Source organism: Pseudomonas sp. X10 (genome assembly GCF_054889225.1).
On sequence record NZ_CM142677.1, the window covers coordinates 2,088,778 to 2,101,493 of the forward strand.

At 59.6% G+C, this 12,716-nt stretch carries 8 protein-coding genes; all 8 read left to right on the forward strand.

What is annotated here, in order from left to right; translation table 11 throughout:
* Nucleotides 1–70: 70 nt before the first annotated feature.
* The 8 genes from ACYU03_RS09635 (at nucleotide 71) to ACYU03_RS09670 (ending at nucleotide 12,677) form a co-directional block, all read left to right on the forward strand.
* Nucleotides 71–709 (forward strand): TetR/AcrR family transcriptional regulator, encoded by a 639-nt coding sequence (locus ACYU03_RS09635; protein ID WP_461890117.1) that lies wholly within the window; start codon nucleotides 71–73, stop codon nucleotides 707–709.
* 66 nt (nucleotides 710–775) lie between these two features.
* Complete coding sequence (locus ACYU03_RS09640) at nucleotides 776–1,867, forward strand: efflux RND transporter periplasmic adaptor subunit (protein WP_461890120.1); 1,092 nt, start codon at nucleotides 776–778, stop codon at nucleotides 1,865–1,867.
* Entirely contained in the window at nucleotides 1,864–4,941 is a 3,078-nt protein-coding gene (locus tag ACYU03_RS09645) for an efflux RND transporter permease subunit (protein WP_461890122.1), read from the forward strand. Before ACYU03_RS09640 ends, ACYU03_RS09645 begins: the two co-directional genes overlap by 4 nt.
* Nucleotides 4,942–5,274: 333 nt before the next feature.
* Nucleotides 5,275–7,479, forward strand: a complete 2,205-nt coding sequence (locus ACYU03_RS09650; RefSeq protein WP_461890124.1) for an OsmC domain/YcaO domain-containing protein — start codon at nucleotides 5,275–5,277, stop codon at nucleotides 7,477–7,479.
* 440 nt (nucleotides 7,480–7,919) lie between these two features.
* Complete coding sequence (locus tag ACYU03_RS09655; protein ID WP_461890126.1) at nucleotides 7,920–8,585, forward strand: ABC transporter ATP-binding protein; 666 nt, start codon at nucleotides 7,920–7,922, stop codon at nucleotides 8,583–8,585.
* On the forward strand, nucleotides 8,585–11,047 hold the full coding sequence (locus tag ACYU03_RS09660) for an FtsX-like permease family protein (RefSeq protein ID WP_461890128.1): 2,463 nt from the start codon (nucleotides 8,585–8,587) through the stop codon (nucleotides 11,045–11,047). The genes ACYU03_RS09655 and ACYU03_RS09660 overlap by 1 nt, the downstream gene beginning before the upstream one ends.
* Nucleotides 11,037–12,101, forward strand: a complete 1,065-nt coding sequence (locus ACYU03_RS09665) for a lipocalin-like domain-containing protein (RefSeq protein ID WP_461890130.1) — start codon at nucleotides 11,037–11,039, stop codon at nucleotides 12,099–12,101. The genes ACYU03_RS09660 and ACYU03_RS09665 overlap by 11 nt, the downstream gene beginning before the upstream one ends.
* 183 nt (nucleotides 12,102–12,284) lie before the next feature.
* Nucleotides 12,285–12,677 carry a GFA family protein gene (locus tag ACYU03_RS09670; protein ID WP_461890132.1) on the forward strand — a complete coding sequence of 131 codons (393 nt, stop codon included), beginning with the start codon at nucleotides 12,285–12,287 and terminating at the stop codon, nucleotides 12,675–12,677.
* Nucleotides 12,678–12,716 lie beyond the last annotated feature (39 nt).

Sequence of the window (12,716 nt, forward strand, 5' to 3'; positions counted from 1 at the left end):
TCCTCGGGAATCACTTTCTGTTTACAGTATTTGTAAATCGTAACCTTTTTGTCAATGGAGCCTTGATCCTATGAACCAGCAGTTGAGTCCAGGCGATATCGAGCTCCCGTCCTCCGGGCAGCGAGGCCCTGCGGAGCATGACCGCAGGCTCGAGATTCTCCGCGTAGCCAATGAGCACTTCCGCCAGTTTGGTTACCGCAAGACGACCGTCGCAGACCTGTCCAAGGCGATCGGCATCACCACTGCCTATATCTATCGGTTCTTCGAGTCCAAGCAGGCGATAGGAGAGGCGATCGTGGCGATGGTGCTGGGGGAAATGGATAACGACCTGCGTAAATTCATTGCCAATGAGACCTCGGCGACCCGCAAGATCAGGGCTTTCACGCGGCAGGCGCTGGTCCTGAGCCATGCCCTTTTCATCAACGAGAACAAGCTGTTCGAACTGGTGGTGGTTGCTGGAGAAGAGCGCTGGTGCACCACAGCAGGCCATTACGACGCACTGGCCGAGATGATCCGCTCAATCGTGGAGGACGGCCGCGCAGCTGGCGAATTCGAGCGCAAAACGCCTTTGGATGAGGTCGTGCTGGGCATTCAGGAGGCCCTCATTCCCTACACCCATGCCTCGGCAATGGTGCGTCGAAGCTTGGCCGAGCTGGAGGAGGGAATGGCTGCGGTGACGAGCATGATTCTGCGAAGCCTTGCCCCTTAAAAGTATTCAAGTTGACATATTCATAACCTGTAAACAAAAATGCCTCCCTGATCTGAGGAGGCCTCCATGTCAACCTATGACCGCCTGTGCTTTACCCTGACAACTGTCGCTTTGTGCGTATCGCTTTCAGCCTGTGGTGATCACAGTGCTGCAGACCCCAGAGTAGATCGCCCGCCCTTGGTAAGCACCGCGGTGGTGAATACCGACCCTGCGCATTGGGAGCGGCGATTTACTGGGGTGGTTGCCGCACGTGTCGAGAGCTCAATCGGATTCCGTGTTGCCGGTAAAATCTCGGAGCGGTTTGTAGACGTCGGCCAGCACGTAAAGCGCGGTCAGCCCTTGATGCGTCTGGACCTGAGTGATTTCGACCTGGATGTCCAGAATCAGCAGGCCGCCGTGGATGCCGCTCATGCCGTTTTGCTGAAAGCCAACGCAGACCTTGAGCGCATGCAGGGCTTGGTGGATATCGGCGCGATATCCGCGAAGACATTTGATGAAGCGCAGGAAGCGCGGAGGTCTGCTCAAGCTCGCTGGGAAGCGGAGAAAGCCAAGTTAGGCCTGGCAAAGAATGCCTATCGCTATGCCGACCTGCGTGCAGACGCTGATGGCATCGTCGTTGAACGATTCGCGGATAGCGGGCAGGTCGTCGCCGCTGGCCAGCCAGTCGTTGTGCTTGCGCAGGATGGCGCCCGGGAAGCCTTGGTCGATCTCCCCGAGACACTTAGGCCAGCCATAGGCAGCCAAGCGACTGCGCGCCTATATGCCAAGCAGGATCAAGTTTTCACCGTTCGATTGCGCGAACTGTCTGGCTCCGCTGATCGCGTCACCAGAACCTATCGAGCAAGGTATGTGCTGGAGGGTGCGCCTGGGAACATCCCGCTGGGTTCTACCGTCGTTATCAGCATCGCTGCTAATGGTGCCGCCACTGAGCGGAAAGTCCCCCTTGCAGGCGTTTACGATCGTGGCCAAGGGCCTGGCGTATGGATCGTCTCCAGTGACAACAAGGTGCATTACAGGTCGGTCAAGATCGCGCGTATTGACGATGAGGACGCCGTGGTAAGCGGTGGCGTCAGTCCAGGAGAGAGGCTTGTCGCGCTGGGGGCGCATCAGCTCCACGAAGGGCAAGAGGTCCGTCCTATGGAAGGGAAAGCGCAATGAAGGGCTTTAACCTTTCCGAGTTGGCCGTCAGAGAGCGTGCCATTACGTTGTTCCTGCTGATCGCGATTTTTGCCTCTGGCACGCTCGCATTTTTAAAACTGGGCCGAGCCGAGGATCCAGCGTTCACCGTAAAACAAATGACGATGGTGACGGCTTGGCCCGGCGCCACTGCCCAGGAAATGCAAGAACTGGTCGCCGAGCCGCTCGAGAAGCGAATGCAGGAGCTGCGTTGGTACGACCGGACTGAAACCTTCACCCGTCCAGGGTTGGCCTTTACCACACTGGTTCTGCGTGACAGCACGCCGCCGGGCGAGGTGCAGAAGGAGTTCTATCAAGCGCGGAAAAAAATCTACGATCAAGAGCAGAGCCGTCCCGCGGGCGTATCCCAGACACTGGTCAACGATGAATACTCCGATGTCACCTTTGCCTTGTTCGCCTTGAAGGCCAACGGAGAACCGCAACGTGTAATGGCGAGGCAGGCTGAGGTTTTGCGTCAACAGTTGCTGCATGTGCCCGGTGTGAAAAAGGTGAATATCATTGGCGAGCAGCCTGAACGGATCTATGTAGACCTTTCCTATGACAGGTTGGCTACGCTCGGCATTTCCCCGAACGATATTTTCAATGCCCTGCACCAGCAAAATGCCGTGACTCCGGCGGGGTCGATTGAAACCCATGGCCCCCAGGTACAGGTGCGTCTCGACGGTGCGTTGAACGATCTGGAGAAGGTCAGGGACACTCCCGTTCAGGCCAATGGCCGAACGCTGAAGCTCGCTGATGTCGCCGAGGTCAAGCGAGGGTATGAAGACCCATCATCATTCTTTGTCAGGAACAATGGGGAGCAGGCCCTGCTCCTCGGGGTCATGATGCGTGAAGGGTGGAACGGCTTGGACCTTGGCAAGGCGTTGGATAAAGAACGCTCCGCAATCAGCGCTACGCTACCGCTGGGCATGACGTTCACCAAGGTAACGGATCAATCGGTGAACATCGACGAGGCTGTCGGTGAGTTCATGCTGAAGTTCTTTGTGGCGTTGGCCGTCGTGATGGTCGTGTGCTTGCTCAGCCTGGGATGGCGAGTCGGCCTGGTGGTAGCGGCTGCGGTTCCGCTTACCTTGTCGGCGGTTTTCGTCATCATGTTGGCCACAGGCCGGGATTTTGACCGCATCACGCTAGGCTCTCTGATCCTGGCGCTCGGCTTGCTGGTAGACGATGCGATCATCGCGATTGAAACGATGGTCGTGAGAATGGAGGAGGGGTACGACCGTATCCGAGCCTCGGCTTATGCCTGGAGCCATACCGCTGCTCCGATGTTGTCGGGGACGTTGGTCACGGTCATTGGTTTTCTGCCTGTTGGCTTCGCAATGAGCACGGCAGGAGAGTATGCGGGCAACATTTTTTGGATTGTCGCATTCGCACTTATCGCCTCATGGCTGGTCGCCGTTATTTTCACACCCTACCTTGGGGTGAAAATGCTGCCTGATATCCAGAAAGTGCAGGGCGGGCATGAGGCAATCTACAACACGAAAAACTACAACCGCTTTCGAGGGCTGCTCGCTCTGGTCATTAAACGCAAGTGGGTCGTTGCGACTGTCGTGGTGGCCAGCTTCGTTGTCGCGGTGCTGGGGATGGGGGTTGTCAAAAAGCAATTTTTTCCGTCGTCTGACCGGCCTGAGGTCCTGGTGGAAATACAGATGCCTCAAGGTTCCTCCATCGAACAGACAAGCGCAGCTTCCGAAGAAGTCGAAAAGTGGCTTGCGACACAGCCGCAGAGCCAAATCGTCACAGCCTACATTGGCCAGGGAGCGCCGCGCTTTTACCTCGCGATGGCCCCGGAGTTGCCGGATCCTTCATTTGCCAAGATCGTCGTACTGACAGGCAGTGAGCGCGAACGTGACGAGCTAAAACTCAATCTTCGAGAAGCCGTCAGCAATGGTTTGGCGCCGCAGGCCCGGGTTCGTGTGACTCAACTGGTATTTGGCCCTTACTCGCCCTATCCGGTTGCATTCCGCGTAATGGGCCCCGACCTGGATAAAGTGAGGCGCATCTCCGAGGAGGTCCGTTCGGTGATGCAAGCCAACCCGAATATGCGAACGGTCAATACGGATTGGATGGAGCGTGTACCGACGGTGCACCTGGCGCTGGACCAGGATCGTCTGCAGGCTTTCGGTTTGACCTCGGCGGATGCCAGTGAGCAGTTGCAGTTTCTCCTGAAAGGTGTGTCGGTCACTCAAGTTCGTGAGGATATTCGCAAAGTAGAGGTAGTGGCCCGCTCCGCGGGTGATACGCGGCTCGATCCTGGAAGGATCGGCGATTTCAGCTTGATCGCGAAGGATGGTCGGCGAGTAGCGCTGTCGCAAGTAGCGGATATCGAGATACGTCCGGAAGATCCTATCTTGCGCCGGCGTGACCGTGAGCCGACGATCACGGTGCGTGGGGATATCGCGCAGGGCTTGCAGCCACCGGATGTTTCGGTTGCGCTGTGGAAGGATCTGCAACTGACGGTCGCACATTTGCCTTCTGGCTATCGCATCGAAATGGCAGGAGCCATCGAGGAAGCAGGCAAGGCGGATGCGGCACTTGCACCTTGGTTCCCCATCATGGCGATCTTGACCATGATCGTAATCATCTTCCAGGTGCGCTCAATATCGGCAATGGCCATGGTGTTGGCGACAGCGCCGCTTGGGTTGGTTGGCGTTGTTCCAACGTTACTCGTATTCCAGCAACCGTTTGGTTTCAACGCCTTGATCGGTCTAATCGGTTTGGCGGGGATTTTGATGCGTAACACACTGATTCTGATTGGCCAGATCCATACAAATGAGCAGGAGGGGTTGTCGCCGTACAATGCCGTAGTCGAGGCAGCGATCCAGCGGGCACGCCCGGTCTTGCTGACGGCGTTGGCTGCAGTGCTTGCGTTTATTCCTCTGACTCAATCGGTATTCTGGGGGACGCTCGCCTACACGCTGATCGGTGGAACGTTAGGCGGTACTGTTCTGACGCTTGTGTTCCTTCCAGCCTTGTATGCGATCTGGTTCAAAATAAAACCCCAGGCAGTTGAGCAGGAAGTTGCTGTGAACTAATGCTGTATTCTGGGAATCTGGTTGCCCCCTGTGTTGCCGTGAGTCACCAGGGGGTAACTTAAACAGAACGTATTCGCCGAACTTCATGTGGTGGCCGGCCCCAAGAGCAAAGTGTAATGCTCGTTCTATGAGAGTAATGCAGTCCTTAAGGCCGGGTGCCCGCACCGTGGCTGCTGGACAGCCCATCGAGGCACAAGGTCGCCCCCTCAGGGCCGGTGGGACAGGCTTGTGCCGCGATGGGGCAGCGACCCGGGCTGAAAGCGCAAGACTTCCAGCAGAAAAAAACGGATAATGGCGACCAATTTGTTTTGCTAGTTATTATGGTATTCCCGCATGGAAATCAAGGTCAACTTTCTCGACAACCTTCGGCTTGAAGCCAAATTCGATGATTTCACGGTGGTGGCCGATCAACCGATCCGCTATAAGGGCGATGGCTCGGCACCGGGTCCATTCGATTATTTTCTGGCTTCGTCGGCGTTGTGTGCGGCGTACTTCGTAAAGTTATACTGCGAAACTCGCAATATCCCCACCGATAATATTCGCCTGTCGCAGAACAATATTGTTGACCCGGAAAACCGCTACAACCAGATCTTCAAGATCCAGGTCGAGTTACCAGCGGATATCTCTGCCAAAGACCGCCAGGGCATTTTGCGTTCCATCGACCGGTGTACCGTGAAAAAGGTGGTGCAAACCGGGCCCGAGTTTGTGATTGAAGAGGTGGAAAACCTGGACGCCAATGCCCAGGCGCTGCTCATGCTGAATCCGGACTCAGACGCGAGCACCTATATTGCGGGTAAGGACCTGCCGCTGGAGCAAACCATCGCCAACATGTCGGGGATCCTGGCGGACCTGGGCATGAAGATTGAAATCGCCTCGTGGCGCAATATCGTGCCCAATGTGTGGTCGCTGCATATCCGCGATGCGCACTCGCCGATGTGCTTCACCAATGGCAAGGGCGCGACCAAAGAAGGCGCGTTGGCGTCGGCGTTGGGCGAGTTCATCGAGCGGCTGAATTGTAATTTCTTCTATAACGACCAGTTCTGGGGAGAGGAGATCGCCAACGCCGAGTTTGTGCATTACCCGAATGAGCGCTGGTTCAAGCCTGGCCCTAAAGATGCGCTGCCGGCTGAAATTCTCGACGAGTATTGCCTGCAGGTCTACAACCCCGATGGTGAGTTGCTTGGCTCGCACCTGTACGACACCAACTCCGGCAATGTGCAGCGTGGCATCTGTTCGCTGCCGTATGTGCGCCAGTCGGACGGCGAGGTGGTGTATTTCCCGTCCAACCTGATCGAAAACCTGTACCTGAGCAATGGCATGAGCGCCGGTAATACGCTGGCCGAAGCGCAGGTGCAATGCCTGTCGGAAATTTTCGAGCGTGCGGTGAAGCGCGAAATCCTGGAGGGTGAAATCGCCCTGCCTGATGTGCCACAGGAAGTGTTGGCGAAGTACCCCGCCATTCTGGCCGGTATCCAGGGGTTGGAAGAGCAGGGCTTTCCGGTGCTGGTGAAGGATGCATCGCTGGGCGGGGAATTCCCGGTGATGTGCGTGACCTTGATGAACCCGCGTACCGGCGGTGTGTTTGCCTCGTTCGGGGCGCACCCAAGCTTCGAGGTGGCGCTGGAGCGCAGCCTTACGGAGTTGTTGCAGGGCCGCAGTTTCGAAGGCCTGAACGATCTGCCTCAGCCCACCTTTGAAAGTAATGCGGTGACGGAGCCGAATAACTTTGTTGAGCACTTTATCGACTCCAGCGGTGTAGTGTCGTGGCGTTTCTTCAGTGCCAAGGCGGACTTCGATTTTGTTGAGTGGGATTTCTCTGGTGAGGGCGAAGACTCCAATGCCGAAGAAGCCGCGACCTTGTTCGGCATTCTCGAAGACATGGGCAAGGAAGTGTACATGGCGGTGTACGAGCATTTAGGTGCAACGGCCTGCCGTATTCTGGTGCCGGGTTACTCGGAAATTTATCCAGTGGATGACCTGGTCTGGGATAACACCAACAAAGCGCTGCTGTTCCGCGCCGATATCTTGAACTTGCACCGCTTGGACGATGCTGCCCTGGAAGCGCTGGTCGAGCGTTTGGAAGACAGTGAGTTGGATGATTACACCGACATAACCACGTTGATCGGTATCGAATTCGATGACAATACGGCCTGGGGCCAGTTAACGATTCTAGAGCTGAAACTGCTGATTTATCTCGCTTTGCAGCAGTTCGAAGAGGCGAAGGAATTGGTAGAAACCTTCCTCCAGTTCAACGACAACACGGTCGAGCGCGGCTTGTTTTATCAGGCCTTGAATGTGGTGCTGGAGGTGCTGCTGGACGACGACCTGGAGTTGGACGATTACGAGGTCAACTTCCGCCGGATGTTCGGCAACCCACGGATGGATGCGGTGATGGGCTCAGTGGACGGCAGCGTGCGCTTCTTCGGCCTGACACCTACCAGCATGAAGCTGGAGGGGCTCGACAGGCACCTGCGGCTGATCGACAGCTACAAGAAACTGCACAGGGCACGGGCCAATGTGGCGGCTTTGTCCAGTTGACGGCCTGACCAAAAGCACCTCTGGTGTAATGCTGTTCACTTAAGACGTCTGTCGTATGGTTTGGGGCTGCGTAGCAGCCCCACCTAGCATTATGGTGCTTTTTGGGTTTTTAGCGGCCCAGCCAGTCGCCTTGGTTCATCTGCTACAAGCGTGCAAAGTCCGAGAACGCTGCTATTCCTATTGGGTGATGCATTCGTTTCAGGCATGGCGAGTGAATAGGCGCGTGCTGGACAGTTGCCGACCCCTGCTGAAAGGTGGCAGATGCTCGTTATCATTCACTGGACCATCGCCGCGAAAACCCGCAACGCCACCATAACCCGGCTCGTTCAAGCCGACGGCGCTTCACCCTCGAACCTCAGAGCGCACGGCTGTGGGCACGCCATGGGGCAGCCTGCCAGCCTTTGGGATGCCCGAATGAGGCCTGGATGGGATAGCCAGTGATGCTGGTCGTCGAACAGTTACGCAAGTCGTTCATTACCGCCCAAGGCACCCTGCCGGTGTTACAGGGCGTTGACTTGTACCTGGCGCGGGGCAGCAGCCTGGCGCTGATGGGAGAGTCGGGCAGCGGCAAAAGTACTTTGCTGCACCTGGTCGCGGGCCTAGATCGTGCTGACGGTGGGCGCATCCTGATCGACGGCGAGCCTCTCGACGGCCGTTCGGAGCCTGCTCTGGCGCGTTGGCGTCGGGAGGGTATCGGGCTGGTATTCCAGCAGTACAACCTGATCAGCAGCTTGGATGTCGCGGCCAACCTGGCGTTTCAGGCAAGGCTGGCCGGTCGGCATGATGCGCAATGGGCGGATTATCTGGCCGAGCGCCTGGGGTTGGCGGCCTTGTTGCAGCGTTACCCGGAGCAACTGTCCGGGGGCCAGCAGCAGCGGGTCGCCATCGGCCGGGCGCTGGCAGGGCGGCCTGCTCTGGTGCTGGCCGATGAACCCACTGGCAGCCTGGACGAGGCCAGCAGCGATGAAGTGCTGGGGCTGATGCTGCAGCTCGTCGGCGAGGCCGGCAGCAGCGTGCTGATAGTGACCCACAGCCACCGTTTGGCGGCGCGACTGGAGCGGCGCTGTTTTCTGCATGCTGGTCGTGTGCAGGTCGAGAAGGCCTGATGAGCCCCTTGCTGATCACCTTGCAGGCGCTGTTGAGCCACTGGCAGCGCCATCGCTTGCAGTTTTTCAGCATTTTTACCGGATTGTGGCTGGCCACGGCGTTGTGGACCGGCGTGCAGGCGTTGAACAGCCAGGCGCGCAGCGACTACGCTCGGGCCAGCGCAGTGTTGGCGGGGCCGCTGCAAGCGCAGTGGGTGGCACGGGACGCAGAGCGCTTCGAGCAGTCGCTCTACCTGCAACTGCGTCAGCTTGGCTGGTCGGTAAGCCCCGTGCTGGAGGGGCGTTTGCGTCTTGCCGGGGAGACGCCGCTGACTGTGCGGCTGATCGGCATCGAACCGCTGAGCCTGCCGCCGACAACGGCCATCGCCGGCACCCAGGCGCAGGACTTCGATCTGGAGGCTTTCCTCGGTGCGCCAGGGCAAGCCTGGGTTGGCCCGGACACATTGCGGCAACTGGGCCTCAAGGCCACGGATCAAGCCGTCAGCGGTGACGGTCGGGTCTTGCCACCCTTCGTCCTCAAACCGCAATTGGCCCCGGGCGTCATCGTCGTGGATATCGGTCATGCCCAGGCGCTGCTGCAAGCCCCTGGGGAGCTGTCGCGCTTGTTGCTGGCGGATAACGTGGCACCGTTGCCCGCTGAGATTGCCAGCCGTCTCAGGCTGCAACCGCCTAGCGACGACGGCGGCCTGCAGCGCCTGACCGACAGCTTCCATCTCAACCTCACGGCGCTCGGCCTGCTGGCCTTCGTCGTCGGGCTATTCATCGCGCATGCCGCCATCGGCCTGGCGCTCGAGCAGCGGCGTGGTCTGATCCGCACCCTGCGTGCCTGTGGCATCAGCTTGAAAACCGTATTGACCGGCCTGGCGCTGGAGCTGGGCGTGTTCGCAGTGCTGGGCGGTTTGGCTGGGGTCGCCAGTGGCTACGTATTGGCCGGCTTGCTACTGCCCGATTTCGCCGCCAGCTTGCGTGGCTTGTATGGTGCCCAGGTCGCGGGGCAGTTGAGTCTGCCGGCCTGGTGGTGGTTGGCCGGGGTGCTGGTGAGTGTGTTCGGTGCCCTGCTGGCGGGCGTGGGCAGCGTGCTACGCGCGGCCCGCCTGCCGTTGCTGGCCCTGGCGCAACCCCAGGCCTGGCGGCTGGCACAAGGATCCTGGTTGAGGCGCCAGGCGTTCGCGGCAGGGCTTTTGGCGCTGGTAGCGCTTGCCTGCTGGCAGTTCGGCAGCAGCCTGCTCAGTGCATTGATCTTGCTCGCGGCGCTGCTGCTGGCCTGCGCACTGCTGTTGCCTGCTTTGCTCGATGCTGGGCTGGCCTGGTTGACGCGTCTGTGCCGTCGGCCATTGACGCAGTGGTTCGTCGCCGACAGTCGCCAACAATTGCCTGCATTGAGCCTGGCGCTGATGGCTTTGCTGCTCGCCCTGGCCGCGAGTGTCGGCGTGGGCAGCATGACCGAGGGGTTTCGTAAAACGTTCGTCAGTTGGCTTGACCAGCGTCTGGCTGCCGATCTCTACATCACCCCCCGGGATACCGAGCAGGCTTTGCAGATCAGCGATTGGCTCGCGCAGCAGCCGGCAATCACCACGCTGCTGCCAAGTTGGCGCCTGGAGCTGAGCCTGCAGCAGTGGCCGGTGCAAGTCCAAGGCATCATCGATCATCCCAGCTACCGCACGCGCTGGCCTTTGCTGGAGCAAGGCCCGCAGGCCTGGGAGCGACTGGCGAGCGGTCGCGCGATCATGCTCAGTGAGCAGTTGGCCCGGCGCTTGGGCCTGCGCTTGGGCGACAGCCTGCGGTTGCCTGCCGAATCAGACCAAAGCATGACCGTGGTGGGCGTGTACGCCGACTATGGCAACCCCAAGGGGCACCTGCTGGTCAACGCCGACTGGCTACGCAGGCACTGGCCGCAGGCGAGCTTGGCCAGTCTGAGCCTGAGCCTGGTGCCTGAGCGTGTCCAGGCACTCAAGGCCGCAGTGCAACAACGCTTTGCGCTGGACGACAGCCGTGTGGTCGAGCAAGCCAGCTTGAAACGCTGGTCGACCGAGGTCTTCAGCCGCACCTTTGCCGCCACCGCCGCCCTCAATAGCCTGACGCTCGGCGTTGCTGGCGTGGCGTTGTTCATCAGCCTGCTGACCTTGGGCCAGAGCCGCCTCGGCCAGTTGGCGCCACTCTGGACGCTGGGCGTGGGGCGTCGGCAACTGGTCTGGTTGTCGCTCGGCCAGACCTTGATGCTGAGCAGCTTCACCGTGTTGCTGGCGATACCCCTGGGTTTGCTGCTTGCCTGGTGTCTGGTGGCCGTGGTCAATGTACAGGCATTTGGCTGGCGCCTACCGTTGTACCTATTCCCGGGGCAACTGCTGCAGTTGGCCTTGCTTGGGCTGTTGACCAGTATGCTGGCCAGCGCCTGGCCGCTGTGGCAACTGGCGCGGTGCCAGCCGAGTGAGTTGTTGAGGCAATTTGCCGATGAAGCCTGAAGCCTGGCTGTTGATTTCCATGCTGCTGCTCGGCGGTTGCGATCAGCCTGCGCCAGCCCCCAAGGGCTTTGCAGGGCTGGCTCAGGACGCTGGCGCATTCAAGCAGGTGACGCCCAATCATGTAATGGGCTTTCCCCGCGATCATGGTGCCCATGATGGTTTTCGCATCGAGTGGTGGTATGTCACGGCCAATCTCCAGGACGCCCAGGGGCGTGAATGGGGCGCGCAGTGGACCTTGTTCCGTTCGGCCTTGCGCCCCGGCCCGGAAACAGCGGGCTGGAACAGCCCGAACCTGTGGATGGGCCATGCGGCATTGACCGGGCCGGGTAGCCATCAATCCAGCGAAACCCTGGCGCGGGGTGGCATCGGCCAGGCAGGCGTCGAGGCTCAGCCGTTCCGTGCCTGGATCAATGACTGGTCGCTGCAGGGCAGCGACAGCATCGCGCAGTTGCGTATGACCGCCAGCGGCAAGGGCTTTCGCTATGACTTGAACCTGATCAGCGATCGACCGCTGGTGCTTCATGGCGCGCGGGGCTACAGCGAAAAGTCCGGCAAAGGGCAAGCTTCTTACTATTACAGCCAACCCTTTTACCGGGTCAGCGGTGAGGTCGAGCGCGAGGGGCAGCGCGTTGCGGTCACGGGCCAGGCCTGGCTCGACCGCGAATGGAGCAGCCAGCCCTTGGCGGCCGGGCAATCGGGATGGGACTGGTTTTCCCTGCATCTGGACAGCGGCGCGAAGCTGATGCTGTTTCAGGTGCGCGAGACCCAAGGCGTGCCTTATCGCGCGGGTACATGGATCAATGCGCAAGGGCAGGCGCAGGCGCTGCAAGGCGAGCAGATCCAGCTCCAGACGTTGGCCTGGACAAAGCAGGAACACGGCCAGGACGTACCGACCCGCTGGCGCGTGCAGGTGCCGGCGCACGGTGTGGATGTGCAGGTTGACGCGTTGGAACTCAAGGCCTGGATGCACACCAGCTTCCCATATTGGGAAGGGCCAGTGAGTTTGCATGGGAGTGTGAAGGGCCGTGGCTACCTTGAAATGACGGGGTATTAGCGCGAACAGGGGATTCTATGGTCGGGGCTAGTGATGCACTGCCTGGTACCGGCCCATCACGGACAAGCCGGGGCGCCGAACCGCAGCTCCAGGGTCGCTGTCTGTCTCAATTGCCGAAGCCGACGCTTATGGCTGCTATTTTCTCAACCATCGATGAGCGTTTGATCCTGGAGGAGGTGCAGCATGAGCCGGTTCACGGGTGGTTGCCTTTGCGGCAAGGTGCGGATTGTGGCGTCGGGGCTCCCATACCGGGTCGGCATTTGCCATTGTCTCGACTGCCGCAAGCATCATGGGGCGCTGTTTCACGCCTCCGCCATCTTTCCTCAGGATGCGGTGGCTATCGATGGCGAAACACGTAACTACGCCGGTCGGTTTTTCTGCCCGTGCTGCGGCTCGTCGGTTTTTTCGCGCACCGCAGACGAAATCGAAGTGAACCTGGGCTCCCTGGACACCCCTGACCAGCTGATACCCACCTACGAAAGCTGGACTGTGCGCCGCGAGGCCTGGTTGCCGGCGTTTCCGATCACAAGGCGGTATCCGCGAGACCGTGACAACACAGGGCGCTTCGAGAAATAGGGGGCGGTGGGGCAAAACGAACCGACCCGCCAAGTGGCG

Bases quoted from the DNA above. Each gene is read 5' to 3' on its own strand.
- ACYU03_RS09635 (WP_461890117.1), top strand. From the start codon at position 71: ATGAACCAGCAGTTGAGTCCAGGCGATATCGAGCTCCCGTCCTCCGGG.
- ACYU03_RS09640 (WP_461890120.1), top strand. From the start codon at position 776: ATGTCAACCTATGACCGCCTGTGCTTTACCCTGACAACTGTCGCTTTG.
- ACYU03_RS09645 (WP_461890122.1), top strand. From the start codon at position 1,864: ATGAAGGGCTTTAACCTTTCCGAGTTGGCCGTCAGAGAGCGTGCCATT.
- ACYU03_RS09650 (WP_461890124.1), top strand. From the start codon at position 5,275: ATGGAAATCAAGGTCAACTTTCTCGACAACCTTCGGCTTGAAGCCAAA.
- ACYU03_RS09655 (WP_461890126.1), top strand. From the start codon at position 7,920: ATGCTGGTCGTCGAACAGTTACGCAAGTCGTTCATTACCGCCCAAGGC.
- ACYU03_RS09660 (WP_461890128.1), top strand. From the start codon at position 8,585: ATGAGCCCCTTGCTGATCACCTTGCAGGCGCTGTTGAGCCACTGGCAG.
- ACYU03_RS09665 (WP_461890130.1), top strand. From the start codon at position 11,037: ATGAAGCCTGAAGCCTGGCTGTTGATTTCCATGCTGCTGCTCGGCGGT.
- ACYU03_RS09670 (WP_461890132.1), top strand. From the start codon at position 12,285: ATGAGCCGGTTCACGGGTGGTTGCCTTTGCGGCAAGGTGCGGATTGTG.